Source organism: Arthrobacter sp. TE12231 (assembly GCF_054062895.1).
In genome coordinates this window covers 3,478,146-3,504,881 of the sequence record NZ_JBSSFS010000001.1, presented here as the reverse complement: position 1 = coordinate 3,504,881, position 26,736 = coordinate 3,478,146, and the positions used below count along the sequence as shown (strand labels likewise).

Below are 26,736 nucleotides of genomic sequence, written 5' to 3'. Positions count from 1 at the left end.
CGACCCGAGGAACCAATGAGCCCCGCAAACGAACCCCGACAGTCTAAGGCAGAGCGCACTGCCGCGGCGCGCGAGAAAGCCCGTGAGATCCGCGAGGCGCAGCTGAAAAAGGACAAGCGCAACAAGCTGCTGATCGGCTGGGGCATTGTTGCCGCCGTCGTCGCCATCATCGTGATTGTGGCGCTGGTTGTCACGTCCAACATCAAGAACAACGCCCCGGTTGCCGACGAGGGGCCCACCCCGGCCAACGGCAACATCCACGGCGGCGTCACCCTGCTGGCGAACAACCAGGTTGCCAAGACCGATCCCGCCACGGTGAAGCTGTCCGACCTCCCCGCCGCGCCGGCCACGCCGCCGTCGCCGGTCACGGCCCCGGGCGCCGAGGCTGAGGCCGGCAAGCCGGTCAAGGTGGTCCTCTATGTCGACTTCATCTGCCCCGTCTGCAAGAACTTCGAGACGCAGTACAACGAGACCCTCACCAAGCTGCGCAATGACGGCAAGATCACGGTGGAATACCGCCCGCTCGGCTTCCTCGACAGCCGATCCACCACCAACTACTCCTCCCGCGCGGCCGCCGCTGCAGCCTGCGTCGTGAACGAGTCCCCGGAGAAGTACTCGGACTTCTTCGACCAGCTGTACGCGAAGCAGCCGGCCGAAGGCAGCGCCGGGCTCTCCGATGCCGAGCTGAAGAAGCTGGCCACCGACGTCGGAGCCAAGAGCATCGACCAGTGCGTGGATGACAAGACGTTCCGTCCGTGGGTTAAGCACACCACCCAGGAGGCCGCGGTGATCGGCGTGACCGGCACCCCGACCGTCTTCGTCGAAGGCAAGCAGTGGGGCGTCGGCGACAGCGCCCAGACCCCGTTCGACCAGTACCTCCAGGCCGCGGTCGACGCCAAGAAGTAACAGGACATCACGCGGCCGCAGTTGAAACGGCTGTTGAGGGCAGCTATTAAAGGCCCGCAGTCGAGGCCCGGCCCCGGATTTTCTCGGGGGCCGGGCCTTCCTGGTGGCCGTCGCGTTGGCCGTTGCTTCGCGGCGGGGGCGTTGCGCGTTTTTCTCACCGGGCGTCGGTGGGCTACCCTTGTCTAGCGTCCTGATATCTGCCCCATTTTGCATCTGATGTGGGTAGGCTGGGCTGCAGGAATGCCTCCTTAGCTCAGTTGGCCAGAGCACCGCTCTTGTAAAGCGGGGGTCGTCGGTTCGAATCCGACAGGGGGCCCCACGAACCCCTCCGTTCCGGCGATTTTGCCCGGAGTGGAGGGGTTTTTGTGTGTGCCAACAGGGCACGACACGCTTCATTCCTAGGCCGCAAAGCGGCGACTCGGACGGCGCAGCAGTTCTTGCCGCTTCAACTCGAACTCGTCGGGCGTCAACAGGCCCTTGTCTCTAAGCCGGGCCAAGTCCTCGATCTGCGATGCGACGGTCGGCTTCGCCGTCTTGGTCCGGCTAGCCTGACTGCAGCGAATGATCGCCATGATGATGGCACTGCCAAGGAGAGGAGCGGATGCGCCTCAACTTTTACGCCACCTACCCGCCAAGGCGCGAAATGGTCATCATGGGCTGTTCCAGTGAAGCGTGCCTGAGCCAGGCCGGACGTCTGACCGTGGCCGATTGTTTGCGCATCGGGCCATTGCCCCACGGAGTCTGCCTGCCTCCGCCGTGCCGCTGCGTCTTCCAGCCAATCCCCGCCTCCCTTCTCTGGACTTTTGGCGCTTAGAGGCCGAGGCCTTTCTCGGCGGTGACCCAGTTGGCGGCGATCGCCTTCTGCGCCGCGGCGAGCGTGACTTTGTGCGCGCACACGGCCTTGTTCAGCCGGGTCTCGATCGCGTCTTTGGGGTTGGTGGTCCCCGGGGCACCGGCACGGTTCGGTTCCGGCCAGAGGTTGGAGACAGAGTTGGTGCCGCCAAGCTGGAGGGAGATCAGGTGGTCGTATTCGGTGGAGGGCGCCGTGGTCTGGCCGTACTGCTGGAGGCTGAGCTTCTTGGCCTGGGTCGTGCCCGCCCGGACCGTGGTCGTGTAGCCGGACGTGCAGATGGTGGAGGCAAGGTTGTCCTGGGTGACGGCCGGATCAATCGCACCGGGGGTGCAGGCCGGATCGGGCAGGTAGAGTCCGGCGTTGGCGTCCACGGTGCGGGCCTTGCACTGGCCGGCGGCGAGCGTCTCGTCCACGGCGACCTTGTCGGGGGAGTGCACCGACTTCACCGCAGGCGCGGGACCGGCGGACGCTGACGGGGCTGCGGAGGCTGATGCTTTCGGCGCTGCGGCGTGGGAGTTTCGTGAACTGGTGTAGAGGTAGCCGACGACCACCAGGGCGGTGACGAGGAGAGTGGCGAGCAGGGCAATGCGGCGGCGGGAGAAGGTCATGGTCCTCATGTGTTCGGCGGGTCGGAAGAGCGTGCCCGGTCGGACAGCAGAAAGGGGAGCCGAAACTCCCCCTGTTTGTTCTACCCCGCGGTTCGTGCCCGGGGCCGCTGCGCCGCGCCGGTCAGGCGGCCGTGTCCAGTTCGGCGAGCAGGTCGCTCTATGCCCGGACATGGAAGACGGTGCACCACGGTCGTTCCAGCGGGTCGTTACTGGCCGGCCGGCACGGCAGGCCAGCATCGTCGCCTAACTCGTCGAGAACGGCGTCACCGCGTCCTGCCTTGGACTGTTGCTGACGAAAGAGCAGTTCGAGGCTGACTTTACCGAGTTCGAAGAGACCTACTTCGAGTAGGCGTGAAGTTTCTGCCCGGCCGCAACGGCGTCGTCACTCATGGCAGCCTCGAAGCGGCACAGGCCGCCCTCGATGCCGTACCGGCGCTCAAGGCCTCTGGGGATTACCGGATCGTCCGGAGCCTGACCCATGAAGAAGATGGCTGGGAACTTCTTCCTGCCTGATAGCGCAGCACGCCTTCACCGTGGAGCAAGTTGCCTACCAGGTCGGCCTGTCGAACCGCTGGCCCTCCGGCCTGGGGCCTTGCGCCAGGAAGACGAGGATCAGGATGGGCCCGACTAAAGGAACCAGCACCAGGAGGTACATCCAGCCGCTCATGTTCGCATCGTGGAGCCGCCGGACGGATACTGCCAGGGACGGGACGATGATGGCCAGGGAAATGATGACGGACAGGATGAGTCCGATGATGTACCCGGGGCCAGGGACGGTGGTGCCGTCGGGTCGCAGGGTCGCGCCGGCGGATCCGCCGACAAGCGTGAAGATGTTCAGGATGAGTGAGAGGACTCCGGAGACCAGTCCCACCCACCAGTATTCGCTCCGGCTGGCCCGGCCGGAGAACGTTGCGTACTTCTTGAAGAATCTCGCCACGGCCTCCGGCAGGGAAGCGCCGTACAACGGTGCCCAGGGCGGCACCGGCCCGGATACCGAGCCCTGGTAGGCAGGCGCGGCGTACGGGTTGGACGCCCACCCCTGGGTGTGTCGCGGCTGCTCGCTCGGCCACGACTGCTGGCCGGGGCCCTGCGGAGGTTGAAGACCTGACATCGTGCTCCTTCAATGGTGTGGATAGGGCTAGATCAGCGGACGCCGGTTTCGACCGGGCTCTGCGCTGCCATCGTATCGGCGAAACATCCTCGGGCCGCGGTATCGGGCGCAGTGTTTTCGCAGGTCAGGAGACGGAAAGCGAGGACCGATGACCTGCAGGTGGACGAGGCCACTGCCAACGGCCGCCGTCCCGGTGAAGGGGCAGCAGGCCCCGCTGTCAGGGCTTCTGTCCGGCCAGGATTTTCCGGGCGGCAGTGCCCCCGGTAGCAGCTGCAGTCCCGGGTGTAGGTGCCGCCATAGTTCTTGTCGGCGCCCATCGCGTACGCCATGCAGTCGGCGAGTTGCTCCTTGCCCGCCGGCCGGCTGCCGTAGATGGCGTTCATCCGTGCGGTTAGCTGAAAGAGGCGATGTGGGCGCATTCGTGCAGGGCCACGCACTGCAGTGACTTCCCGGTCCCGTAGGTCTGGGCCATTTCGATCCGGTAGGACGGCCACCACGCGAAGCTGGTATTGCCCCCGATGTGGGAGATGACGGTGGGAGACGTGGGGTTTGAGGAGACCGGTGCCGGCGCGTTCAAGCGCCTGCCGGGAGGCTCCTACGGGGTGGGGCGGGAGAGGCCGAGCCGGGGGTAGAGGACTTCGAATCCCTTGTTCAGGCCCCCGTTCAGCGCCCCGATGACGTGTCCCCCGTTGGGGACCTCGTAGTAGGTGACGGTCATTCCCGCGGCCGCTGCCGCTGCCGAGACGTGACGGGCCGCGTCCAGGTAGACGGGGTCGTCGGTTGAGGCCGTGAAGATGGCACGGGTATCGGGGTACTTCTGTTGTTTCATGATGTTGACCGGTTTCTGGGCGTCGTAGGCTGCCTGGTTGCCGCCGAAGACATCCTGGAGGTTGCCCTCGGGGTCCTCGGCCCCCGGGTATTCTTCCCCGGATATGTCCAAGACGTTGCCCCAGATCGAGGGGTACTTGGCGGCGAAGGAAATGGCGCACTGGCCACCGTTTGAATAGCCCGCAATGGTCCAGTATTTCGGGTTGTCAATGATGTTCAGGTGGCTTCGTGCCCAGTCGACCACGTCGCGGTTGATGAAGGTTTCCGGGCGTCCGTGAAGGGGCGAGTCGAGGCACAGGTTGTCGACCATGGGGTCGCCGAGTTGGTCGGCGACGATGACGATCGGTGCCAGTCCGTCGTGGTGTGCTGCGTAGTCGTCCAGGACTGCGGCTGCGTACTGCGGGTCCGGGTCGCCGGGTTGACCCATCATCAGGACCACCAGTGGCAGGGACGGTGGATTGGGGACCCGTGCCGCCGGGGGCAGGTACAGGCCAGCCGGGCGTGAGGGAAACGCGGATATTTGGGGCGGGATGACCACCTGGGCGGTTGAACCCTCGGAGGGCATTCCGGCCGGCGCCTTCCACGTATCCCACAGGGGCTTCTGGGGTGCGGCGGCGTGGGGCGGGACCGGTCCCAAGTCAATCCTTGGGGCCAGGGAGACCCCCAGGAAGGAGGCCAGCGTCACGTTCAGTCCGTAGTAGGCGTTGATTCCCAGGGTCGCCGTGGCAGCAAAGCAGAGAGCCGCCACGGATGCGAGCACCTTCCGCCAGATGCCGGATCCCCGGAAGTTCGCCCCGCAGACGCCGAGGCCGGCGAAGAACACTATGACCCAGATCCGAACGGACCAGTCGAGGGGACTGCCGAATGCCTGCACGATCTTCTCCGCCACCACTAAGGTGCCGGCCCCGACCACGGCGCCGGCAGCACCCCAGAGTGCCGTCATGGCGACCGGCTTGGGCCCGCGTCGCACCAGAAGGGCCGCGCATAAGGCCGCGCTGAGCACGTATGCCGCGACGATCAAGGGACCGTCAACGATGTTGAGAGCCAGAATGAATTTTTTCATGTCCCCTGTCGACCATATTCTGCGGCCAGCGTCCCGCCGGAACGGCATCGTCCGGCGTGCCGGGGCCATTTCGCCCCTGAACCCATCCCGGACTGCCCGTCCGGTCACGCCGCTGATCATAGCGGCTGAGGATTGCTGCCGGCTGGGAGGACGGATTCCCAGCGTCCATGATGACTGCCGTGCTATAACGTTCCGGGGGTCGCCGCTGCCGGGGCCCGCCGTGGATCTGTCCAGACCGGGACTGCCAGCACGGGCCATGCCATACAGGAGGAGGCGGGGTGGAACAGCTTTTCAACCTCAATGTCATCGACACGTCACTGCTCTACACCGTCTATGCCCTTTCCGCTCTGGCAGCGCTCTACCTGCTCGTGCGCCCGGTGCTGTTGCCGCGGCAGCTGCGCCGCGGGACCACGGGGCCAGGACGCCGTTCGTGGATCATCACCGCCACCGCGGGTGTTGCCGGGGGCGCCCTGTCAGGCGCCGTTACCCTGTTCGTCTGCGAAGTCGTGCTGAACGTCTTCGGACTGCCACTGGATGCCGGCACCCGCACCTGGGTCATCGTTGCGTTCGCCGGCGTCGGTCTCGCCGTCGTGAACCTGTGGCGGTCGCGCTGGTGGCGCAAAGTGGCCGCCATCGCCGCCAGCCTGGTGTTCGTTGTGACGGCGGCGCTGGGGATCAACGCCGGCTACGGGCTGAACCCGACGTTGGGGGCCATGCTGGGCGTGGACCATACCAGCCATCTGGTCTTGCCGAAACTCAACCCTGTGCCGCAGGCACAAAGTGGGACAGCGCTGTGGCAGAGCTGGAAACCCCCGGCGGGGATCCCGTCAGCCGGAGTGAGCGGCTCGGTCACGATACCCGCGAACGCGTCCGGTTTCCACGCCCGCGACGCCTTCTTATATCTGCCGCCCGCGGCCCTGGTGGACAATCCGCCGGCCCTGCCGATCATCGTCATGATGATGGGCCAGCCGGGCGGCCCGGAACAGAGCAAAACCGCCGTGCAGCAGCTGGACGCGCTGGCGCAGCAAAACAACGGTCTGGCACCGATCGTGCTCACGATCGACCAGTTGGGCAATCCTTACCGAAATCCGGTTTGCGTTGATTCCGCCAAAGGCAACGTCTACACCTACGTCACTACCGACGTCGTCAATTACATCCACAAGAACCTCAACGTGGCCAGCGGCCGGACCCAGTGGGCTGTGGCCGGGTACTCCAACGGCGGGGAATGCGCCCTCTCATTCGCGGCCAAGCGGCCGGAGATCTTCGGCTCGCTGCTGGACATCTCGGGAGAGCTGAACCCCGTGGACCGCAACGCCGACAACACGGTGAAGACCATCTTCGGCGGCGACAAAGCCGCATTCACTGCGGAGAAACCCGCCACGATCCTCAAAGCACACAAATACAACGACGAACTCGCCATTTTCACCAACGGCGCCCTGGACTCCAGGTACGGGCCGGAGGGCGCCAAGGCCGAGGCGGACGCTAAGGCCGCCGGCATGACTACCAGCCGGTTCGTCGGCGACGGGATAGGTCACCTCGGGGACGCCGTTAACTTCGGCCTCAGATCCGGGCTCCCGCTGCTAAACCAAAGGTTCGGCCTCGTCCGGCCCTGAACTGAACAGTCGCTTCGCAGCCACCGCGCCGAAGACCTCGGCGTTCAAGACCCGGCACACACCCGACCGCACTCGCCGACGATGCCGCGCCGCGCGTCGCATCGCCCCGGCATCGTCCCGGCGGTCCGCGGGACGTCACCCGGGGGTGACGGCACCGGGCCGTTCATCCTTGGGCTCGTCGACGTGGTTGGCGGCGGGGACCGGCGCTGGATGGCGGAGCGCTGCGGACCGCTCTCGGGTGGGCCGGTGAACCATTCGCAGGGCCAGTGCAAGGCTTTCTCCGAAATTGATGGTGGGGAGATAGGCCCGGGTGACGGCGTTTCCGATGGCGGGCAGTGATGCCGCATCGGGATAGAGCATGTAAAGGGCTTCGTAACGGGGCTGGAATTTTGCCTTAAAGGCCAGCAGGGACCTGAACCCGTACACGGGTTCCAGCGTTGCGCCCAGCCGGTCCAGCAGCCGGTCCAGGCCGCCGACTGTCTGCGGATCCGACGGGGCGGCCAGGTCCGGTGACGTCACATTCGCCCGGGCCAGGGGCGCCCCGGACAGGCTCATGAAACCACATCCTTCGTCTTTGAAGCTGAGTGCCGCGGAGGCGATGAGGAATTCGATGCCGGCACGGAACCCCGTGCTGCGTCGACGCATGTAATCCAGGGTCCAGCCCTCGATGGTCCCGTTGCGGTAGACGGGCAGCCAGGAGAGGACGGCGTGGACCCTGTGATGCCCGTCGATGGCAAGCAGCAGGCGGACATCAGGGTCGTTGAGTTCGTCCAGGCTGCCGAGGGTAAACCCCATTTCGGGCATCTTCCTGTCCGCCACCCATTCTTCGGAGAGCTCCTGGATCTGGGCAAGGACCGGGAACGGTGCGGTGGCGTATGTCATCCACTCCGCGCGAATGCCGGCCTTCGCGGCGTTGTTCATGGCCGTGCGGATGTCTTGGAATTTCTTTCCCTTGAAGGACATCGAGTCCAGCGGCAGGACCGTCTCCTGAGCCACCTGAACGGACCGCCAGCCCCGTGACGCGGCATGGTCCCGCAGGTCCTGGGGGACGGAGTAGAAACACGGAGTCCACCCTTCTCTGGTGCAGAAGCTGGTGAAGTCCGCGAAGGCGTCCTCGCGGTCCGGCCCGGGACCGACCGGCACACCCATGGTGAGGGCGATCCCGCCGATGACGCGGTAGGCGACGAAGCTCTCTCCCGTGGCGGAGAACCAGTAACTGTTGCCCTGCCAGGTCGTCATCCAGGACAACGAGCTGCCTTCCCGCGTTTTCAGTATGTCCCGGGCGCGCGCAGCGCCGGCGTTGTGCTGGATCGGGACCGGACGCAAGAAGGTGTTCAGCACCAGAACGGCGGTCGCGGCCCAGAAGATGACGCCGATGCCCTCGTACAGCAGAACCGCTGCGGTGCTTTGGGGGAAAAACGCCGGCGACACGTCCACCATGTATCCGAGCGGCAGGAATCTGTCCGGAATATCCGCCAACAGTTCGGCCGGCCCGGGAACGGGTGCGAAGCCACCGGCAAGAGCCAGTCCCGCGAGCAGGTAGAACGCACCAAGGGACACTCCCAGGGCAAGAACCCGTGACAAGAGCCGGGTGTATGTCCCAGACGGAGCCGCCACCAAGAAGAGCCTGCGCGTTATCAGCAACAGAAGGCTCAGCGCGATTGGCAACAGCAACGGAACCATCAGGCTGAACGGGTGTGCGTACCCCGATGCTGCGATGGCGCCGATCCCCTCCATGGCCGAAGTGTCCGGTGCTGCTCGCAGGAGAACCCCGGCAATAGTGATGCCGGCCAGCAGCGAGAGCGCGAGCTGGATCAGTACGGCGCCGGTCCAAGCGAAGCGGCGCCCGCGGCTGAGGCCGTCCGCAAGCAGCAACAGCAGAAACGATGGAAGGATTCCCATGAAGATGCCACCGGCCCCGGCGCGCAGCTGCAGGTGGGCCGCGGCACAGTCCTTGGCCTGGCCGGGGTCGGAGCACAGGTTCTGGAGGTTCTGCGGATCCACCGGTTGGATGTTGGTAAACAGGAATCGCAGGACCGCCAGGGGGCCGGCGGCATGCGGGACAAGACCGGCCACGACCGGGCCGACGGCCGAAACCGCCAGCAGGAGCGCGATCAAGACCCGGCCTTCATGCCTGGAGCTCACCGGGCGCCCGAACGTGGGAAGCCTGCCCAGCAGGATCGGGCCCAGAAGAGCTCCGGTCGCCGCGGCGCCGAGCCTGACAAGGTGGGCGAACCCGCCGCTGTAGAGGGCCAGGAGTATCAGCAACGCGAAGACGACCAGGCGGACCCGGCGCCGCCACAGGGTTGGCATCATGGCGGTCCCGGCCATCAGGGCTCCCACGATCAGTGCGCTGGGCCCCAGTAACAGATGCCCGCTCATTTCCAGGGTCAAGCTCCTCAGCGTTTGCTGTGTCACGGCCAGGAAGCCCAGGGCTGCGCCGATGCCCAGAACGTGTGAAGCCAGACCTGCGGCGGCGAACTTCAGGCTTCCCATCCGAGGTTCAAGCGGAATGCCGACGGCGAGGACCAACGCCGTGCCCAGCAGGTACCCGCCGAGGCTTTGTGCCCAGAGCGCACACGTCAGCACAGCCCACCAGTTCCCCGGCAGGGAGTGCGCTGTCGCCGCCAAGTGGGTCCGCAGGGACGGGCTCGGGCCAGAGATCAGGCAGGAGGACAATGCTCCCGCAGCCCAGAACGCCAGGACAAAGCCCACCGTCACCGGAGCGGCGCGTAGCCTTTTCAAGGGCCCGGCAACGGAAAATGGCGTGCTTGCGTGATCAGGCGTCAGCACAGTCACGAGGATTCCTTTCAGGGCGGCCGGCATCAAGGGTGAGACCCCGGACCTGCCGGCCGGATGCACGTTCTACCGGCTCGCCGCTGTTCACGAGTGCCGGTGTCGAGAGCGTGCATCCTATTCAAAGTGGAGGGCTGGAACGCACGCAAGAAAGGCCGCTCCATCACCGGCGTCAAGTATGGCTGCTATTGAGGACGCGTCCGCTGACGTCGCCCAGGTAGCGCACCCCGGGTTATCAGGTTCAGCAGCGGCGCCCCTCGAAGGTCGACAACGAGCAGGAACCGGAACCAGATGCCAATGCGATGTGCGACGATGCCTGTTCGTAGGCGCCGGTTTCGACCAAATACATACCTTCATTCTCCGATGCGTGGCTGGGAAAACCATGAGCATCACTGGATAATCGACGGGCGCAGTTGACCTCCAACCGTGACACAAGAAACCTGGCCAAGACGCTCCATGTCGGTCATCGACCGACACGGCTCGTGTGTCCCTGCCGCCCACTGCGTCCCAAGGCAATCCCGATTCGGACACCGTTGTTTTCGACGCCTGATCCTAGCGACTTGGATGGCGTTCGCTTTTTGAGGGCGTGATGAATCCTGCCCGTCCCTGACCTGCAACAACATGGCCGCGCATTGCAGTCATGGCGCTACTATCATCAAGGGGCCCGGGGGACTGGCCCGAAGACTCTGGGGGAACAATTGAAAAACAAGACCATCCGTTTCGGCGCCGCCGGGGCCCTCACCGCCCTGTTGCTGGCCGGCCTCACCGTTCCGGCGCAGGCAGCCTTCGTGCCGTCCTGCGGCCCGATCGTTGATTCGATCAAGCTCTGCACGACGCCGGACGGGAGTCAGTATCCGGTGATGGTCAACCGCCCGGTTGCCGGCCCGCGGCCGATTATCGGGGGCGCCCTGCTGGTCGGCAACACCCTCACCGTTTACGACGGCGTCTGGGATCCCGCCAACGCGACGCTCACGCACCAGTGGCTACGCAATGACGTACCGATCCTGGGCGCCACCGGTAAAACGTACCGGCTGACCAGGTCGGACCTTGGAAAGGGCATCCGGGTCGCGACCACGGGCCGTGCTCCGGAGTGCAAGGCAACCACCGTCCAGTCGACCAAGACGCCTTCGGTCACGGACGCCGACGGCGCCGTTCCGACGGTCCGGGCGGGGTCTGTAGGCTTCGAACCCCTGGGCGCAGAAGACGGCGAATACTGGCCCGTCGTCGTCGCCCAACTGGGGGACTGGGGCCCGAATGGCGTCCAGCTCAGGTATCAGTGGCTCCGGGACGGCTCGCCCATCCCTGGCGCCACCGCCCCAAGATTTGATAGGACAACATGGGGCCCGACGGGGCTGCTCAGCCTCCGCGTCACCGGCTACGCCGCCGGCCTCGACCCGGTCTCCGTGACCTCCGCAGCCAGCCGCGGAACCTTCACCCCCGAGACGCCCGGCGCTGTGGTCACCGGCGGCACCGAGGTGGGGGACGTCCTCACCGCTGTCGACCTTCCCTGGTTTGACCACACAGACCGGAACACCAGCGATTGGAATGAGCACCGCTTCCAGTGGATGCGCGACGGCATACGAATTCCCGACGCCAACGAACTGACCTATACGATCACCGCCGAGGACCAGGGCCACACCCTGGAGATGGTGACCACGTCTGGCGGACCCGAGGCCAGCTCCAACGCAGTGACCGTTCCCCCGGCCGCGGGCACCGTCATCCCGGCACCCCCGGAGCCCCCGAAGGTTGAGCTGAAGCCGCTGACGAACGTCACCAAGCCTGTCCTGACCGGTGACGCCGTGATTGGCACGGCGATGACCGCGACGGCCGGCACGTGGTCCGAACCTGCCGAAAATCTGACCGTCATCTACTACTGGCAGTCCCCGGACGGGAAGGTATCGGCCACAGGCCCGACGTTCATCCCCAACATGACTCAGCTTGGGACGACGGTCACGCTCATAGCGACCGCCACCGCTCCCGGATACACCACCGCCTGGGCAAAGGTCACCGCGCCCAAGCCCGTGACCGCGCCAGACCCGACCCAGACCAAAGCCCCGGCCATCCGGGGCAACGCGACGGTGAGAGAGAAGCTCACCGTCTCCACCGGCACCTGGTCCGGCTATGCCCCGGGACTGACAGAGACCCGCCAGTGGCTGCGTGACGGCGCCCCGATCGTCGGGGCGACCGGCCTGAGCTACACCCTGGCGGGCGCCGACTACGGCAAGAAAATCTCCGTCAAGGTCACGTCCACGATGGGCGGCAGGATCCTGAAGACCCAGACGACCGATGCTACGGCGAAGGTGGCTGCTGCGGCGTTGCGTTCGGCCACGCCGACGATCGCCGGAACCGTCAAGACCGGAACAGTGGTGACCGCGAAGCCCGGCACCTGGACCTGGGGCACTGCCTTCAAGTACCGCTGGCTGCGCAACGGTGCCCCGATCTACGGTGCAACGGAGTCGACCTACAAGGTCCGGACGGCCGATAGGGACAAAAGGATCACCGTCCGTGTCACAGGCTCACGGCTCGGCTATACGACCGTCACCCAGACCAGCGGAGCGTACTTCGCCCGCTGATCGCAGTCCTCGCCTGGTACGAGGCAAAGGGTCCTGGCGTCGCCCCGGGCACCGTTGCCCTCGTTGGTGACCAGGTGAGGCTTCACCGTGAATCCTGCCCCCTGACCTGCAGCGACATAGCCGCAAGCCGGTACCGGGCGCTACTATCATCATGGGCCCGGGGGGACCGGCCCGAAGACTTGGGGGAACAATTGAAAACACGTGCCATCCGTCTCGGTATCGCCGGGGCACTCGCCGCGCTCTCGCTTGCGGGCCTCGCCGTTCCGGCGCAGGCCGATGAGGAAATGTGGGCCACTCCGAACGCAGACTCCTGCGGCCCGGTGGTCGACTCCGTCAGGTTCTGCACGGCGCCGGACGGGCATCCGTACCCGGTGCAGGTCAACGGCGGTGCCGTCGCCGGCCCGCGGCCCGGCATCAGCGGGGCCCTCCAGATCGGTAGCACCCTGACCGTTGTTGACGGTGACTGGGATCCCGCCGACGCCAAGCTCACGCATCAGTGGCTGCGCAACGACGTGCCGGTCCTGGGCGCCACCGGCCCCACCTACCTGCTCACCACGGCGGACCTCGGCCAGGGCATCCGGGTCAAGACCACGGCGGCAGCACCGAGCTATGCAAAGACGACCCTGCAGTCCACCAAAACCGCTCCTGTCACGAACGCCGGCGGCACCGTCCCGTCTGTCGTGTATGCGGGGTACGTTGGTATCTATTCATATAACACCCACCCGGATAGGCCCAGCCGCCTCGTGTCCGGTGGGGCGACTTTTAAGGGCGCGCCCGACATCCACTACCAGTACCAGTGGTTCTGCGACGGCAAACCCATCCCGGGTGCCACCACGGAAATGTTCGACCCGAGGGGCTGCCGTTCAACGGGGCTGTTCAGCGTCAGGATCACCGGCCACGCGCCCGGGTTCAAGCCGGCCACCGTGACCTCTAAACAGCGAAAGGTTTCTGACTTCGACCCGGCCCCCGGCGCCGTGGTCACCGGCGGCACCGGCCTGGGGGACGTCCTCACCGCCGTAGATGATGTTCCGTGGACGGCCTGGCGGGGCGAGGTCACCTACAAGTGGCTGCGCGACGGCGTCGCGATTCTCGGAGCCACCGCGCTGACCTACAAGATCACGGCCAAGGACCAGGGCCACACCCTGGTCCTCGAGTCCGGCACTTGGTACGACACCCACATCTACTCCAACCCGGTCGCCGTGCCGGCGGCCGGGGAGCTGAAGCAGCTGACGAACGTCACCAAGCCGGCCGTGACCGGGGACTCCGTGACCGGCTCTGTGATGAAGGTGTCGGCCGGCACCTGGTCCGTGCCCTCCGACAAGCTGACGTTCACCTACAACTGGCTGGACGTGACGGCGGCGAGCGGCCCGACGTTCACCCCGGACACGCCCCAAGTTGGCAAGACCCTCACCGTCGTCGTGACCGCGTCCGCCCCCGGCTACACCACCGCCTGGGTAAAAGTCGCCGCGTCCAAACCCGTGACCGTGCGTGAGTCGACGCGGGCCATTAGCGGGACCCTGACCGTCGGGTCGAAGGTGACCTTGACGCCCGACCCCTGGTATGACCGAGCGGGGATCTCCTCGGACGTACACTGGCTGCGCGACGGCGTCCAGATCGCCGGGGCCGACGGCTGGAGCTACATCCTGGCGAAGGCCGACGCCGGCACGAAGCTCTCGGTCAACGTGAACCCGACTACATCGGGCGGCAATGGCCAGACGCTCACCGCTTCGGCGAGGGTGGCGGGTCTGCCCCTGACGTCGGCCACCCCGACGATTGAAGGCACAGTCAAGGCCGGGAACGTCCTGACCGTGAACCGGGGCACCTGGTCCTGGGGAACTGCCTTCACGTACCGCTGGCTGCGCAACGGTGTCCCGATCTCGGGCGCCACGGAGTCGACTTACAAGGTCCGGACCGCCGACAAGGGCACCAAGCTCACCGTCCGCGTCACGGGCTCCCGGTTCGGTTACACGACCGTCTCCCGGACCAGCGCGGCGCGAATCGCCAGCTAACCCACGGCTCCCCGGGCACACGGCATGACGTGGCCCGGGGCTTTGGCCGGTCCGTCCCGCCTGCCGCGCAGCCAGGAAAGAACAGGGGTTGAACATCGGCGCGGCGGAATCGCCGGCATCAGCGTCGGCGGCCCGCACCACCGGCGCCGTGAGCCCAACCGCGGAGCCGGCATCCAACCCACATGAGGGTCCTTCACCCTGCCGCTCGATGGCGGTACAGCCCGTCGGTAACGTTTCAGTTCACCGAAGACAGACGGAGGGCTCATGAAAGTTTCATCCATTACGGCCCGGACCGCCTGGGCCGTCGCCGCGCTCGCGGGCCTCGTCCTGCTCTGTTTGGGTCTGGAGCAGACCTTCTACCTCGGAACAGTCACCAATGCCTTCGAAATCGACGGCACCGGGAATACGTGCATTCTGGCCGGCGCCGTGGTGGGCCTGGCCGCCGTCGGCTGGTCGCGGTACCGGGGCGAACACGGCGGGTCGGCGCACGCGGTGCAGGGCACCGCAGGCACAAAAACGTACGGCCCTGCTCCCGGAGTCCGGGGAGCAGGGCCGTACGGGTTTGGAAATCCGGAGGTTACTCCGGAACCACCAGGGCGGGGGTGTCCTTCCGGATGGTTTCGCCGCGGAAGAAGCCCGGATGCTTTTTCGAGGCGAGGAGCATGACCACGACGCCGAGGGCGAGGATGCCGATCCCCAGGATGAACACCAGGCCCACGCCGAAGACCTCCGAGCCGCTACCGAATTCCGGCGACCAGCTGTCCACAGCGGTCTGGAAGAAGACCACGGTGAGAACCAGGCCGCCCACCACCGGGAACAGGAGCCGCATGAAGAAGTTGCGGACGCTGGAGAACAGGCTGTGCCGGAAGTACCACGTGCAGGCGAATGCGGTGAGGCCGTAGTAGAAGCAGATCATCAGGCCCAGGGCCATGATGGTGTCGTTCAGCACGTTCTCGCTGACCACCTTCATGACGGCGTAGAAGCCGCCGGAGATTACGCCGGCCAGGATCGTGGCGTAGCCGGGGGATCCGAAGCGCTTGCTGACCGTCGCGAAGCGCGGCGGGAGCGCGCCGTAGTGGCCCATCGCGAGCAGGCTGCGGGCGGGGGAGGCCATGGTGGACTGCAGGGACGATGCGGTGCCGGAGAGCACGGCCAGGGACATCAGGATGGCCAGCGGGCCCATGACGGGGGAAGCCAGTGCTGCAAAGATGTTCGACTGGTTGTCCGGGTTGTTGAGGCCGATGCCGTCGGTTCCGGTGCCGGCTACCATCATGGTGGCCACGATCGCGACGAGGTAGAGGGCCAGGACGGCGACCGCCGTCGTGGTTCCTGCCCGGCCGGCGGTGCCCTTGCCGCCCTTGGTTTCCTCGTTCACGGTGAGGCAGACGTCCCAGCCCCAGTAGACGAAGACGGCCAGGGACATGCCGGCGGTGAACTGCTCGAAGCTGCCGATCTTCAGCGGGTTGAACCAGTCCCAGCTGAAGGCGATGGAGGTGCCCGCGTCACCCGAGGCGGCGTGGGTGAGTGCCATGACGACGAAGATGCCCAGGACCAGCACCTGGAATCCGACCATGGTGTACTGCACGAGCTTTGTGGCGTGCAGGCCGCGGTAGCTGACCCAGACGGCGAGTGCGACAAACACGAGGCACGTAATGATGTTCACGGCCGTGTTGGAGGTCAGGTCCGCGAGGTCGGGGTTGTTGAACATCTGGGCCAGGAAGAGATAGAAGAAGTCCACCGCGACGCCGGCGAGGTTGGACAGGACGATGATGTTGGCAGCCAGCAACCCCCAGCCTCCCATCCAGCCGACGAACGGCCCGAACGCCTTCGTGGCCCACGTGAAGGTGGTGCCGCTGTCCGGGGAATCGGCATTGAGCTCGCGGTAGGCGAACGCCACCAGGATCATGGGGATGAACGCGACGATGAAGATCGCCGGCAGCTGCAGGCCGACGGCGCCGACCGCCGGACCCAGTGAACTGGTGAGGCTGTAGGCCGGTGCCACGGAGGAAATGCCCAGGACGACGACGGCGAGCAGGCCCAGCTGGCCGCCCTTGAGTCCCTTGCCGCTGATGCCGTGCTTGGAACCGGCCGGATCGACGACGTCGTGCCCGGTGGTGATGCCGTCTTCGCGGCCGATAGTTTGACTCATTGGTGACCTGTTTTCTGGGAAACGGATGGTTGCTGTCGGGTGATGCCGTGGATGCCACCGCCGCGGGCGAAGAGATGGCACGCATCGAAGATGTCGATCATGGCTACTCCAGTGAGACGGGCATCACATAAATGAACTGTGTTCATTTAGTATTGGGGCGATCCCGGCTCGGGGCAAGACCTAATATGAATAAAGTTCATTTATTTATTCGGCGCTGGCCTTCGCCTGCGGCAGGGCAGCGCCGGGACGTGTACTTGCGGCCGGCCCTCGGGGCCGGCCCGCCACGGGCGAACCCTCCCCGCGGCGCGGGCCGTAAGGCCCTAGACCATGGAATGGACACAGCAGACTCTGGGCGTATGACTGAAATGAACCCGGGGTCGGCTCCGGACATCAAGACCGCCCAACTCAAGGAGCAGCCGACGGCGGTAGTACGCGAGACCGTTCCGATGAACGCGCTCCGTGACTTCTTTGGCCGTGCCTTCGGCGCCGTCACGGGCGCGGTCCAGGCGCAGCATGTCCAGCTGGCCGGACCCCCGTTCGCGCTCTATCGGGGGATGCCGACCGACGTCGTCGACGTCGAGGCGGGGTTCCCGCTCGCCGCGCCCTTCACGAACGCCGGCGGTGAGGCCACTACGGTCACGGCCGGGACTCTCCCCGCCGGCCAGGCATACGAGGCACTGCACATTGGTTCCTATGAATCGCTGCAGCACACCTACGGGGCGATCATGGAGCGGATGCGGGAAGACGGAGTGAGTCCGGGGGAGGCAATGTGGGAGTACTACCTGAGCGATCCGGGCGCTGAACCGGACCCGGCAAAATGGCAGACCCTCGTGGTCTGGCCGGTCGCCTGAAATGCCCGCCGGAACAACCGCCGGAAGGATGTCCGGAACGGCGTCTGGAAGCGAGCGGCCGGCGCTGTTGGCGCCGTGTCCAGGGCGCTGTTCAGGGCGCCGTTTAGGGCGCCGTTTAGGGGCTATGCCCCGTCGCTTCCGGTGCCGCCAATGACTCATAGTGTCTGATTGGCCACACTTTTCTTCAACTCCATGCATAATGTCCTAAACTGCTTCACTGAGGTGCCTGAAATGGCGCTGCGCAGCAACGAAAGTGAACCCCGATATGGCTACCGATTACGACGCCCCACGCAAGACAGAAGAAGAGTCTCCCGCTGAGTCACTGGAGGCCCTCCAGGCGTCCCGCGGTGGTGGCGCCCAGACCGCTGTGATCGACGTCGACGAGAACGACACCGCGGAAGGCATCGATCTTCCGGGGGCGGATCTGTCCGGCGAAGAGCTGACCGTCATTGTTGTTCCCGAGCAGTCCGATGAATTCACGTGCTCCTCGTGCTTCCTGGTCCGTCACCGGTCCCAGGTGGCCCGCGAAAAGAACGGCATGAAGTACTGCCGCGACTGCGAAGGCTAAGGAACCAGCTGGCAGTCTGGCTGCTCCCCGCAGCGGCTGACACAACACTGATGGCCCAACAATGATGGCCCAAGACTGATGGCACAGTGAAGCAACTTGAGGCGCCGGACCCGCAAGGGTGCCGGCGCTTCGCCGTTCCCGGCACGGACCGCTCGGCCTGCGATGAGGCCATGGCCTTCGCTGGTGACATCAGTCCGTGATCAGCAACGCGTCACCTTAACAGTTGGGCGCCGAAACGGTCGAGGGCCTCGCCCGCCGGTTCGGGCCCGCCTACGCTGAGAGGGTCTGATCGTGCTGGCTGTTCAGCCAGTCTCAGGGGGTGGCGGCTTTGAAGGCTTTGAAAAAGACTCAGGTCAAGAAGACCCGGTTGAAGAAGATCCAAGCGTTGTTTGGGGCAGTGCTGATGGCTGTGGGCCTCGGGGTGCTGTCGCCATCCCCGGCCGCCGCGGACCCCTACTGCGGCCTGGTATGGGGTTCACTGCTCAAGACGGATCCGGCCATGAGCCAGGCCAAGGTGGTCAACGTCCGGACCGGACAGCATTACTGTTTTGACCGGCTGGTCATTGACCTCAACGGCCCCGTGGCTGGCTACACCGTGCGCTACGTTCCCCAGGTGGTGCAGGATGGGTCCGGGCTGCCGGTTCCGCTGCGGGGTCAGGCTTTCATTCAGCTCACGGTCAACGCGCCGGCCTATGACGACGCCGGCAACCCCACCTACAACCCGGCGAACAAGAATGAACTCTCCAACGTGGCCGGGTACCAGACGTTCCGGCAGGTGGCGTGGGCGGGCAGCTTCGAGGGCTACAGCAGCCTCGGGCTGGGGGTCCGCGCGCGGCTGCCGTTCCGGGTCCTTACCCTGCCCGGCCCGGGCTCCGGCTCACGGCTCGTGGTGGACGTCGCGCATTTCTGGTAAGTCCGACGGCGGGCCGCTTTGAGTGGCAGGCTCGCCAGCGGCTGACTACAGGGAGTCGATTTCGGCCCGGAGCGGGTAGTCCCGACCGTCCAGCACGAGCTGCGTGCAGCGTCCCGTGCCGCGGTTGAGAATGATCGGAGCCATGAGGTTGACCGTCGTGGAACCGGGGGCATGGTTGACCACGATCAGCACCTGGAGTGCCTCCCGCTCGTCGAGCCCGAGAGCCTCCAGGGAGGCTGCCGGGATCGGCGGAGCGTAGCTCGGCGCGAACACGGCGGCATCGGCCAGGAACAGCCGCACCGGGGTGGAAGCGGCCTCCAGCGCGAACAGCCCTGTCGCGCCCTGGACGCTCCGAAGCGAGAAGTCGTGCAGATCCTCAAAGCCCGGCATGGGCGCGGTGAATGTGACGGGCAGGCTGGCGACGGGGGTGTCCATGACGGGGGTGCTCACCGCAGGAAGTCCATCAGGGTGGGCTGCAGGACCCGGGCCGTCGCGGCGAGAGCCACCTGATAGTTAGTCTCCTGAAGTTTCAGGTCCATGATGACACTGCCAAGATCTGCCTTCTCAATGCCCGTCTTCTGTGCATCCAAGGTGGCCTCCAAATCTGTGTTGACGCTGCTGGCGCGGTCCAGCTGGGCTTGGCGTGTTCCGACCTCCGCACGCCCGTTGACGATGTTCTGAACACCGGTCGTGAGCTGGGCCGCCAGCGCGGTCACGTCCGTGTTGTTCCGCAGCCCGTCGACGATCCCGCTGACGGTCTGGAAGATCGAGGAGGTGCCGTCGCCGAAGATGGCCGCGCCGTCGGCATCCACCCGGACGGTCTGGGTATCACTGATGCGGCGCTCCACGGAGCTGTTGGCAACGCCGTTGAACGTGGGCGGGTTGCCGGGGTTGAACGCGCTGGCGGCGTCCGAGCTTCCGGCAAAGATGTTGCGGCCCAGGTGCTTGCTGTTAGCGATCGACAGCAGGTCCTTGTTCAGGCCTTCCAGCTCGAGGGCGATCGCGTCCCTGCCCGTCTGGTTGAGCGTGCCGTTGCCGGCCTGGACGGTGAGGTCCTGCATTTTGTGGACCACGTTGGTGGCCTGCGACAGGGCTGAGTCGGCTGCCGTGAGCCAGCTGTCGCCGTCGTCGATATTCCGGCCGTACTGGGCGGCGGCGGCGATCCGGGAGCGGGTCTGGAGGGCCTGGGCCGTGGCTGCGGGATCGTCCGAGGGCCGGGAGAGCTTGTTTAGCGTGCCGGCCTTGTCCTGCAGCTCGGCGAGCTTGGACTGCTGTGCCTGGAGGTTGCGTTGGGCGGCAGAGGTCATGGTCAGGTTTGTTACCCGGTTCAGCATGGCTACCTTCCTACCAGTCCGGTGTGATTGATCAAAACATCCAGGGCTTCGTCCACGGCTGTCATGACCCGGGCGGCGGCCTGGTAGGCGTGCTGGTTGGTGAGCAGGCTGACGTTTTCCTCGTCCAGGCTGACGGACGCGGACGACGCGCGGTTGGCGAGGGCGGACGACTCCGAGGCGGTGGTCAGCGACTCATGCTGCTGGGCGCCCCGCGACTGGACGCCGATTCCCGTCACGACGCCGGCCCAGAGGCTGTCCGGTGACCCGGGCCCCGTGCCGAGCTGGGAGATCTTGTCCGCCACACTGTTGTCCAGCTTCCCTGCGCCGGCGCCAATGCCAATAGCGCTGACGTCCTGGGGCAGCACGGCGAGACTCAACGCCGCCGGCATGCCCGAGGCGGGGCTGAAGAAGTCGCCGGCCACGGCCCCGGTGGAAGTCTGGGCGCCGTTGTGAAGAGCGTTGACGGCGTCCCGCAAATTTCCGGCAAACGTGTTGTACGACGCCGCCGCCTCGGCGATCGCGCCGCCGGTGCCGTTGCTGTTTGCCGGCGCCAGGACGGACAGCGCGCCGGCGATTTCGCCGTCGGTGACCGGTACAGCCCGGCCAGGCCGGTCGGCCCATTCAAGCTGGACCGAAGACCCAAGCGAATCCCCGGACTGGGTGCCCGAGAGGGCCAGAGCCCTGACGGACGTTCCCATGACAAGGGCATTGCCGCCGACATGGATGTCCACCGTGCCGTCTGCCTGTTCGCGCACGGTCCCGCCGGTCAGCCGGGAGATCGTTTCGGTGAGCTTGGCCCGCGCGTCGATGAGTTCGTTAGCCGAACCGCCCGCTGCGGTGGTGGAACGAATGGTGGCGTTGTAAGCGGCCACTTGAGCGGCCGCCGCGTTGACGGCGTCGACGTTGTCCTGTGCCTGCCCGCGAACGCTGCTCCATTGCGCGGTGAGCGACTGGTAACCGGACGAGATCTTGGCGGTGAGCTCATTGCCGGCCTGCAGGAGCTGCCCCGCCGGAGCGGTTTCTCCGGGCTGGTTGGCCGCGCCCTGCCAGGCGGACCAGAACGTCTGCAGGGATGCGGAGATCCCGTTGTCGCCGGGTTCCTGCAGGATTCCCTCGATGCCCTGGAGCACGGAGGACCGGACGCTGGCGAAGCCGGCCTGGGCTCCCGCCGAGCGGACGCCGGCATCCAGGAAGCTGCTGCCGAGCCGGGCGATGCCGTCCACGGAAACACCGTTGCCGGACTCCGGGCGGCCTGAGCCGAAAAGACCCGGGGCCGGGGCAGCAATCGAGGACTGCTGCACGCGCTGCCGGGTGTAGCCCTCGGTGGCCGCGTTGGCGATGTTCTGGCCGGCGACGTTCAGGCCCTGCTGGGCGGCGGTCAGCCCCCGGTAGGCGGTATTCAGGGCGCCAAAGGTGCTCATGGTCGCTTCCTTAGAATTGCTTGTCGAAGAGGCGGGAGCCGGCGGTTTCCCCGGTCTTGCCATGGGAGTCGTAAGTGCCGGCGGCCGCGGCGGGCCGGAGATCGGCCAGGGACTCCTGGGTGGAGCGGACTGCGGTGCGCAGGTACTGCTCGTTGGAGTCGCGCAGTTCCTTGATGAGGGCCGTCTGGCGGGTCAGTGCGGCCAGGTGCGCGGTCAGGACTTCGGACCAGGCACCCTCCGGGGCCGCGGCAGCCAGCTCGCCGAGGGACGCGTCCGACGGCAAACCCCAGGTTTCGGCCACGACGGCGGCCTCGATGGTGCGCGCCAGGCTCGCCTTGGAGAGGTGTTCGAGGACCTGCTCGACTTCTTTGGTGCCGTGAGCCAGCCAGCGGGATTTGCCTGAGGTGAGGAGCAGTTGCTCTTCCTCCAGCTTGAAAGTGAGAACGTCCAGGAGTTCACGCTCCCGCCACAGCAGGGCTGAAAGTTCGTGGATGGCCATGTTCGGGACGGCTCCCTCATGTGTGAATGTAGCGGGCGACAGGTGCGGTGGTGCCGGGGAGGCCGATTGATCGTGCGGACGATTCAGCCACCAGCAGGGTTCGTAGAAACTATCGGCAGGGCTGCGGGATGCGTTAGCAGCAATGAGGCGGATAACAAGGGCGTTCTTGGCAATCGGGCAGGAGCGCGGACAAGAGCGCGTGAACTGGGAAAACTTTTTTCGGATTCCCCTTACCTGAGTTATCCGCCGGGCGATAACTACTCCTGAAGGCCCACGGATGGGCCGTCGCTTACAGTCCCACTCACGGAGGAAACACCATGGGCATGATGATCAACACCAACACGATGGCGAACAACGCCTACCGCAACCTCAACAACACCCAGGACGTTGTGTCCAAGTCGATGGAGAAGCTCTCCAGCGGCCTGCGCATCAACCGTGCTGCTGACGACGCTGCCGGCCTGTCCATCTCTGAAGGCCTGAAGTCCCAGGTCACCGGCTCGGCGCAGGCTTCACGCAACGCCCAGGATGGCATCAGCGTCATCCAGACCACCGAAGGCGCCCTGACCGAAGTCCACTCGATCCTGCAGCGCATGCGTGACCTCGCTGTCCAGGGCGCTAACGACACCAACAACGTGGCTGCCCGCAACGCCATCAAGGGTGAAGGCGACTCGCTGGGCAAGGAACTGGACCGCCTCACCAAGTCCACGAACTTCAACGGCATCGACCTGCTCCAGGGTGCTGCTGGCAACAGCGGCGCTACCTTGAGCATCCAGGTCGGCACCGGCGGCACCGCCAACGACAAGATCGACATCACCCTCGGTGACGTTCCCACCGCCGTTGGCACGCTGGCTGGCGCTGCCGCTTCTGCAGGCTTCCTGGTCGACACTGCGGCCAACGCCCAGACCACGATCGGCACCATCGACACCGCCATCGCTGCTGTCTCCGCTCAGCGCGCAGACCTGGGTGCAACCCAGAACCGCCTGGAACACGCCACCAAGACCCTCCAGGTCTCCGGCGAGAACCTGTCGGCTGCTGCGTCCCGCATCACCGACACCGACATGGCACAGGAAATGGTCAAGTTCACCAAGGCCAACATCATGTCCCAGGCCGGTACCGCAATGCTGGCTCAGGCCAACCAGTCCGGCCAGGGCGTTCTGTCGCTCCTGCGCTAGTCAATAGCGGAACCGTAACAACGGATTCCATGGTCGCCTGTGGCGGTTAGGTCGGGCCCATCCCGCCTGACCGCCACTGGCGTCTGACCTACGCCGCCGGTCACGGCCCCAAACTTTTCCGGAAGGAACCCCCGTGGGAACAGCAATCGACGGACTGTCCAGCGGCCTGGACACAACGTCCATGATTAACTCCCTCATGGCCGTCGAGGCACTGCCGCAGACGCAACTGAAGACGAAGCTGGCCTCCGACCAGTCGATGATCACATCGCTGCAGGGCCTCAACACCCGTCTGACGCTCCTCAACAGCACCGCCTCCGGAGATGCCACCGTCAACGCACTGAATCTGTTCACCGCGAGCACCTCGGCGCCGTCCCTCACCGCCACCGCGAACACCTCTGCGGCGGCCGGGTCCCTCGATGTCACGGTCACCAAGCTCGCGCAGACCCAGGTCGATGTCACCGCAGCGATGGCATCGTGGCCCGTCGATGCCGGGGGAGCGCCCGCGAAGCTGACAATCGTCGATGCCACAGGCAAGCAGACCGAGATCGCCCCGGCCTCCACGTCGCTCGACGACGTCGTCACCGCCATTAACGCCGCTTCCGGAGGCGCCGCCGCGGTGAAAGTCCCGGCCGGCAACGGCACCTACCGCCTCCAGCTCACCGCGACCGCATCCGGCGCAGCTGGCGCGTTTCAGATCTACCAGGGCAGCGCCGCGGACGTCACTGCCGGCACCGCCACGGACCTGATGTCCGATCCTGCCGCCGCCGTCGTGAGGACCGCCCAGGACGCCGAAGCCGTCCTGTACGCAGGCACCGCCGCCGAGCAGAAAATCACCTCGGCAACGAACACTTTCACCAACCTGCTCCCCGGCGTCTCGGTCACTGCGACGGCTGTCAGCGCCGCACCGGTAACCGTGACCGTAGCCAGCGACACCGCGGCGATATCCCAGAAGGCATCGGATCTCGTCAAAGCTGTCAATGATGCACTCGGCTTCATCTCCGACAACAGCTCCGTCACCACCACCACAACGGCGGACGGAACCTCGGCCGCCAAAGGCGGAATCTTCACCGGCAACTCCAGCGTCCGCGCCGTCGGCGATGCCCTGCTCACCGCAATGGCGGCCCCGGTCAACGGCAAGTCCCCGTCCGAGTACGGGATCGTGATCACCCGCGATGGGAACTTCACCTTCGATAAGGACAAGCTGGCGGCGGCGATGGCGAGCGACCCGGCCGGGACCAGTGCCGCGCTCCAGACAATTGCCTCGCGCGTCGCCACCTCGACGAGTAACGCCACAGACCCGGTCCAGGGTTCCGTGACGTCCCTCATCAAGGGTCAACAATCCGAGGTCGCTGACCTGAACGACCAGATCTCCAACTGGGATACGCGACTAACAAACCGCCGGGCAACCCTTCAGGCCCAGTTCACCAATATGGAAGTTCTGCTGGGTGGGCTGAAGGCGCAGTCATCCTGGCTTACGGGCCAGCTCGCCGGACTCTCCACGTCGTCCTCGAGCGGAAACTAGCCAATGTCCAGCACCGCTGTCTATCGCCGGGGCCCGGACCGCCCGCTCGGTGACGCCCCGGGGATCGCCGATACCAACGCAGTTTGGACCGCGATCCTGGACCGGCTCGAGGCCGACATCGCGGTGGCCTTTTCAGGGGCGGAACCCGAACCGTGGGCACCTCCCGCTTTACCGGGCCCCATCCCGGCCGAGCTGGAAGACCGTGCGCGCCGGGTCCTGAATGCTCAGGAGGAAAGCATTGCCATCCTCACGAAGACCAGGCAGGTCGCCGCAGCGCACCTGGAGGCCCTCAATTTAGTCCCGGCATCGTCCGGAGCAGGCCACGCACTGCTCATTGACGTCCGGGGCTGAGATGACCTCTCGTGTGGATGTGACCCCGTCTCACGGGAACCCGCAGGAGATAGTCCAGCATTTTTTGCTAACGCATGACCCCTCGCATGCCGAGAGCAGAAGGTAAGCAGGGATTACCCGAAGCACGGTCACGAAATCGGCCGTGTTGTTCCTACCCGGAAGGCAGGCCGCTATGTCCCATGTGTCCTCCTCGCAGAAGGTCTTCGTGTGGCCTTTCACCACCATCACCATCAAAAGCGAGGGCAACATCGTCACGGTCACGCCAGCCACCAGCTCCATTGACGATGTTGCCGCCGCGGTCAACGGCGCAAATGCCGGCGTTACGGCCAGTAAGGTGCCTGCCGGCGGCGGCCAGTACCGGCTGGAATTTGCGGTGTCCAAATCCGGCGCGGCTGCAACGATCGTCCCCGACTTGAACGGAAAGAGCGCCCACGTAAAATTCGGCGAGCAGGCCGGTGCTTCGGCGGACCTTCCTGCCGGCTGGGACAGCGGGCTCGTCGCCCGAAAGTCCGTTCTGCAGCGTTCGCAGGCCGCGCTCGAAGTGTCACTCAGTGAAATTAAGTCCCAGTCTGCCTGGCTCTCCTCGCAGATCTTCGGTCCCTCCACAGGAAGCACACCAGCATGACCACCACAAGCTTTGGAAGCGCAGCCCAACGGAATCAGTACCTGGCGGATTCTGTGCTCTCCGCTCCTCCCGCACGCCTCCTGACCATGCTCTACGACCGCCTTCTGCTGGATCTTGGACGGGCCGAGACGGCCCAGCAGGGCGCCAATTGGCCGGTCGCCGCGGAAAACCTCCTGCATGCACAGGCCATCATTGCTGAATTGACCTCGTCCTTGAAGGTCGACGCCTGGGACGGTGCCGACGGACTCCTCGGCATCTACAACTACGCCTTCACCGCGCTGGTTAACGCCAACATCCAGCGCGACCAGGCCCTCACACGGGAGGCAATTGACCTCCTGGAACCCCTGCGCCAGGCCTGGCATGAAGCCGCCGCGTCCGTTCCGGCGCCACCGGCAGTCCCCTCCGCAGCGGCTGCACCCGCCTTTGCCGGCACCGGGGCCTGGAACGCCCAGCCGGGAACAGGTGGCGGGAGCCTCGGTTTTGGCTAACCAGACCGAGACGGAGTCCGGCCTTGGGGAAGCCGGATCCACCAACGCCGCATCACTTCCTGCGGAGGCCATGCCCGTCGACGCCGGCTTGGCCGCTTGGATGGCTGTCTTGGACGTGCTTGAAATGGCGGTCCAGGCTGCCGAGCGCACCCTGAAGGATCCGCTGGGCCCGCTCGCCATAGCAGCAGGATCCGTGGCGGAGCCCCGGGCGGAAAAACGCTGGTCCCCACCGTCGGTGCCCGGGCCGCTGCCGGCCGCAGCACGGCGCCGCGCCGTTGCCCTGGCCGCGGCCCAGGAACGCGTTGCCCTCAGGCTGGAGGAGGCCCGGCAGGACATGGCCCGGCAGCTCCAGGCGGTGTCCTCAGTACCGGGCGTCGGAGACCCGTCCAGTGCGATCTACCTCGACGTGAACGGCTGAAGTTTCCTCGGCCCGAATCTTTCGGATAACAGTCGCATTTTCTCCTAACGCAGCGCTGACCAGTG

General features: G+C 65.8%; 25 protein-coding genes and 1 tRNA gene. 15 read left to right on the top strand and 11 right to left on the bottom strand.

Annotation, left to right across the window (positions count from 1 at the left end; all coding sequences use genetic code 11):
- Positions 1-15: 15 nt before the first annotated feature.
- Together ACVWYS_RS15700 and ACVWYS_RS15695 are read left to right on the top strand one after the other, a co-directional pair.
- On the top strand, positions 16-906 hold the full coding sequence (locus ACVWYS_RS15700; RefSeq protein WP_456510025.1) for a DsbA family protein: 891 nt from the start codon (positions 16-18) through the stop codon (positions 904-906).
- A gap of 242 nt (positions 907-1,148) precedes the next feature.
- Positions 1,149-1,225: transfer RNA gene (locus ACVWYS_RS15695), tRNA-Thr, on the top strand.
- A gap of 79 nt (positions 1,226-1,304) precedes the next feature.
- On the opposite strand, the gene ACVWYS_RS15690 is transcribed toward ACVWYS_RS15695, so the two are convergent.
- Positions 1,305-1,478, bottom strand: coding sequence for an SHOCT domain-containing protein (locus ACVWYS_RS15690; protein ID WP_456510024.1), 174 nt, complete (start codon positions 1,476-1,478; stop codon positions 1,305-1,307).
- A gap of 238 nt (positions 1,479-1,716) precedes the next feature.
- On the bottom strand, positions 1,717-2,367 hold the full coding sequence (locus ACVWYS_RS15685) for a hypothetical protein (protein ID WP_344361001.1): 651 nt from the start codon (positions 2,365-2,367) through the stop codon (positions 1,717-1,719).
- 351 nt (positions 2,368-2,718) lie between these two features.
- Between ACVWYS_RS15685 and ACVWYS_RS15680 the strand changes: the two genes are divergently transcribed.
- A complete protein-coding gene (locus ACVWYS_RS15680; RefSeq protein WP_456507466.1) occupies positions 2,719-2,880 on the top strand; it encodes a hypothetical protein in 162 nt (53 codons plus the stop codon).
- A gap of 34 nt (positions 2,881-2,914) precedes the next feature.
- Here the strand turns inward: ACVWYS_RS15680 and ACVWYS_RS15675 are convergent, their stop codons facing one another.
- The 3 genes from ACVWYS_RS15675 to ACVWYS_RS15665 form a co-directional block, all read right to left on the bottom strand.
- Complete coding sequence (locus tag ACVWYS_RS15675) at positions 2,915-3,478, bottom strand: DUF805 domain-containing protein (RefSeq protein ID WP_456510023.1); 564 nt, start codon at positions 3,476-3,478, stop codon at positions 2,915-2,917.
- 391 nt (positions 3,479-3,869) lie between these two features.
- Positions 3,870-4,055 carry a hypothetical protein gene (locus ACVWYS_RS15670; RefSeq protein ID WP_456507464.1) on the bottom strand — a complete coding sequence of 62 codons (186 nt, stop codon included), beginning with the start codon at positions 4,053-4,055 and terminating at the stop codon, positions 3,870-3,872.
- A gap of 18 nt (positions 4,056-4,073) precedes the next feature.
- Positions 4,074-5,369: an alpha/beta hydrolase gene (locus ACVWYS_RS15665; protein WP_456510022.1), complete on the bottom strand. Its 1,296-nt coding sequence runs from the start codon at positions 5,367-5,369 to the stop codon at positions 4,074-4,076.
- A 278-nt stretch (positions 5,370-5,647) separates the two neighbouring features.
- Here ACVWYS_RS15665 and ACVWYS_RS15660 point away from each other — a divergent pair, with 278 nt between their 5' ends.
- Complete coding sequence (locus ACVWYS_RS15660; protein WP_456510021.1) at positions 5,648-6,982, top strand: alpha/beta hydrolase; 1,335 nt, start codon at positions 5,648-5,650, stop codon at positions 6,980-6,982.
- A 135-nt stretch (positions 6,983-7,117) separates the two neighbouring features.
- Here the strand turns inward: ACVWYS_RS15660 and ACVWYS_RS15655 are convergent, their stop codons facing one another.
- On the bottom strand, positions 7,118-9,727 hold the full coding sequence (locus ACVWYS_RS15655; RefSeq protein WP_456510020.1) for a phosphatidylglycerol lysyltransferase domain-containing protein: 2,610 nt from the start codon (positions 9,725-9,727) through the stop codon (positions 7,118-7,120).
- 749 nt (positions 9,728-10,476) lie between these two features.
- Between ACVWYS_RS15655 and ACVWYS_RS15650 the strand changes: the two genes are divergently transcribed.
- Both ACVWYS_RS15650 and ACVWYS_RS15645 read left to right on the top strand, forming a co-directional pair.
- Complete coding sequence (locus tag ACVWYS_RS15650) at positions 10,477-12,351, top strand: hypothetical protein (protein WP_456510019.1); 1,875 nt, start codon at positions 10,477-10,479, stop codon at positions 12,349-12,351.
- Between the two features lie 191 nt (positions 12,352-12,542).
- Positions 12,543-14,360 (top strand): hypothetical protein, encoded by a 1,818-nt coding sequence (locus ACVWYS_RS15645; protein ID WP_456507459.1) that lies wholly within the window; start codon positions 12,543-12,545, stop codon positions 14,358-14,360.
- A 577-nt stretch (positions 14,361-14,937) separates the two neighbouring features.
- Here ACVWYS_RS15645 and ACVWYS_RS15640 read toward each other — a convergent pair.
- Entirely contained in the window at positions 14,938-16,509 is a 1,572-nt protein-coding gene (locus tag ACVWYS_RS15640) for an APC family permease (RefSeq protein ID WP_456510018.1), read from the bottom strand.
- A gap of 356 nt (positions 16,510-16,865) precedes the next feature.
- Here ACVWYS_RS15640 and ACVWYS_RS15635 point away from each other — a divergent pair, with 356 nt between their 5' ends.
- From ACVWYS_RS15635 to ACVWYS_RS15625, 3 genes are all read left to right on the top strand, one after another.
- Positions 16,866-17,360, top strand: a complete 495-nt coding sequence (locus tag ACVWYS_RS15635; protein WP_456507457.1) for a GyrI-like domain-containing protein — start codon at positions 16,866-16,868, stop codon at positions 17,358-17,360.
- Positions 17,361-17,625: 265 nt separating this feature from the next.
- Positions 17,626-17,928, top strand: coding sequence for a DUF4193 domain-containing protein (locus tag ACVWYS_RS15630; RefSeq protein WP_090956868.1), 303 nt, complete (start codon positions 17,626-17,628; stop codon positions 17,926-17,928).
- A gap of 367 nt (positions 17,929-18,295) precedes the next feature.
- The gene (locus ACVWYS_RS15625) at positions 18,296-18,841 is read left to right on the top strand and encodes an AMIN-like domain-containing (lipo)protein (RefSeq protein WP_425547101.1); all 546 of its coding nucleotides are present in this window, start codon (positions 18,296-18,298) and stop codon (positions 18,839-18,841) included.
- Between the two features lie 45 nt (positions 18,842-18,886).
- On the opposite strand, the gene fliW is transcribed toward ACVWYS_RS15625, so the two are convergent.
- Genes fliW through ACVWYS_RS15605 form a run of 4 tightly spaced genes read right to left on the bottom strand, consistent with a single transcriptional unit; the run spans position 18,887 to position 22,095 of the window.
- The gene (fliW, locus tag ACVWYS_RS15620) at positions 18,887-19,291 is read right to left on the bottom strand and encodes a flagellar assembly protein FliW (RefSeq protein ID WP_116767016.1); all 405 of its coding nucleotides are present in this window, start codon (positions 19,289-19,291) and stop codon (positions 18,887-18,889) included.
- Positions 19,288-20,175: a flagellar hook-associated protein FlgL gene (flgL, locus tag ACVWYS_RS15615; RefSeq protein ID WP_456507456.1), complete on the bottom strand. Its 888-nt coding sequence runs from the start codon at positions 20,173-20,175 to the stop codon at positions 19,288-19,290. Before flgL ends, fliW begins: the two co-directional genes overlap by 4 nt.
- Before the next feature lie 2 nt (positions 20,176-20,177).
- Positions 20,178-21,596, bottom strand: a complete 1,419-nt coding sequence (gene flgK, locus ACVWYS_RS15610) for a flagellar hook-associated protein FlgK (RefSeq protein ID WP_456507455.1) — start codon at positions 21,594-21,596, stop codon at positions 20,178-20,180.
- A 10-nt stretch (positions 21,597-21,606) separates the two neighbouring features.
- Complete coding sequence (locus ACVWYS_RS15605) at positions 21,607-22,095, bottom strand: flagellar protein FlgN (protein WP_344360961.1); 489 nt, start codon at positions 22,093-22,095, stop codon at positions 21,607-21,609.
- Between the two features lie 317 nt (positions 22,096-22,412).
- Here ACVWYS_RS15605 and ACVWYS_RS15600 point away from each other — a divergent pair, with 317 nt between their 5' ends.
- The 6 genes from ACVWYS_RS15600 (at position 22,413) to ACVWYS_RS15575 (ending at position 26,671) form a co-directional block, all read left to right on the top strand.
- Positions 22,413-23,267, top strand: a complete 855-nt coding sequence (locus ACVWYS_RS15600) for a flagellin N-terminal helical domain-containing protein (RefSeq protein ID WP_344360958.1) — start codon at positions 22,413-22,415, stop codon at positions 23,265-23,267.
- A gap of 133 nt (positions 23,268-23,400) precedes the next feature.
- A complete protein-coding gene (gene fliD / locus ACVWYS_RS15595) occupies positions 23,401-24,789 on the top strand; it encodes a flagellar filament capping protein FliD (protein ID WP_456510017.1) in 1,389 nt (462 codons plus the stop codon).
- Positions 24,790-24,792: 3 nt separating this feature from the next.
- Positions 24,793-25,140 (top strand): hypothetical protein, encoded by a 348-nt coding sequence (locus ACVWYS_RS15590; RefSeq protein WP_456507453.1) that lies wholly within the window; start codon positions 24,793-24,795, stop codon positions 25,138-25,140.
- A 172-nt stretch (positions 25,141-25,312) separates the two neighbouring features.
- Positions 25,313-25,765, top strand: coding sequence for a flagellin hook IN motif-containing protein (locus ACVWYS_RS15585; RefSeq protein WP_456510016.1), 453 nt, complete (start codon positions 25,313-25,315; stop codon positions 25,763-25,765).
- Positions 25,762-26,253 carry a flagellar export chaperone FliS gene (gene fliS / locus ACVWYS_RS15580; protein ID WP_456510015.1) on the top strand — a complete coding sequence of 164 codons (492 nt, stop codon included), beginning with the start codon at positions 25,762-25,764 and terminating at the stop codon, positions 26,251-26,253. The genes ACVWYS_RS15585 and fliS overlap by 4 nt, the downstream gene beginning before the upstream one ends.
- Positions 26,246-26,671, top strand: a complete 426-nt coding sequence (locus ACVWYS_RS15575) for a hypothetical protein (RefSeq protein WP_456510014.1) — start codon at positions 26,246-26,248, stop codon at positions 26,669-26,671. The genes fliS and ACVWYS_RS15575 overlap by 8 nt, the downstream gene beginning before the upstream one ends.
- The last annotated feature ends 65 nt before the right edge of the window (positions 26,672-26,736 follow it).

What these genes read in the sequence shown, in the direction of transcription:
- ACVWYS_RS15600 (WP_344360958.1), top strand. Translation starts at nt 22,413, where the DNA reads ATGGGCATGATGATCAACACCAACACGATGGCGAACAACGCCTACCGC.
- ACVWYS_RS15665 (WP_456510022.1), bottom strand. Translation starts at nt 5,369, where the DNA reads ATGAAAAAATTCATTCTGGCTCTCAACATCGTTGACGGTCCCTTGATC.
- ACVWYS_RS15590 (WP_456507453.1), top strand. Translation starts at nt 24,793, where the DNA reads ATGTCCAGCACCGCTGTCTATCGCCGGGGCCCGGACCGCCCGCTCGGT.
- ACVWYS_RS15690 (WP_456510024.1), bottom strand. Translation starts at nt 1,478, where the DNA reads ATGGCGATCATTCGCTGCAGTCAGGCTAGCCGGACCAAGACGGCGAAG.
- flgK (WP_456507455.1), bottom strand. Translation starts at nt 21,596, where the DNA reads ATGAGCACCTTTGGCGCCCTGAATACCGCCTACCGGGGGCTGACCGCC.
- ACVWYS_RS15685 (WP_344361001.1), bottom strand. Translation starts at nt 2,367, where the DNA reads ATGACCTTCTCCCGCCGCCGCATTGCCCTGCTCGCCACTCTCCTCGTC.
- ACVWYS_RS15700 (WP_456510025.1), top strand. Translation starts at nt 16, where the DNA reads ATGAGCCCCGCAAACGAACCCCGACAGTCTAAGGCAGAGCGCACTGCC.
- ACVWYS_RS15635 (WP_456507457.1), top strand. Translation starts at nt 16,866, where the DNA reads ATGACTGAAATGAACCCGGGGTCGGCTCCGGACATCAAGACCGCCCAA.
- fliS (WP_456510015.1), top strand. Translation starts at nt 25,762, where the DNA reads ATGACCACCACAAGCTTTGGAAGCGCAGCCCAACGGAATCAGTACCTG.
- ACVWYS_RS15585 (WP_456510016.1), top strand. Translation starts at nt 25,313, where the DNA reads ATGTCCCATGTGTCCTCCTCGCAGAAGGTCTTCGTGTGGCCTTTCACC.
- ACVWYS_RS15640 (WP_456510018.1), bottom strand. Translation starts at nt 16,509, where the DNA reads ATGAGTCAAACTATCGGCCGCGAAGACGGCATCACCACCGGGCACGAC.
- ACVWYS_RS15605 (WP_344360961.1), bottom strand. Translation starts at nt 22,095, where the DNA reads ATGGCCATCCACGAACTTTCAGCCCTGCTGTGGCGGGAGCGTGAACTC.
- ACVWYS_RS15630 (WP_090956868.1), top strand. Translation starts at nt 17,626, where the DNA reads ATGGCTACCGATTACGACGCCCCACGCAAGACAGAAGAAGAGTCTCCC.
- flgL (WP_456507456.1), bottom strand. Translation starts at nt 20,175, where the DNA reads ATGCTGAACCGGGTAACAAACCTGACCATGACCTCTGCCGCCCAACGC.
- ACVWYS_RS15675 (WP_456510023.1), bottom strand. Translation starts at nt 3,478, where the DNA reads ATGTCAGGTCTTCAACCTCCGCAGGGCCCCGGCCAGCAGTCGTGGCCG.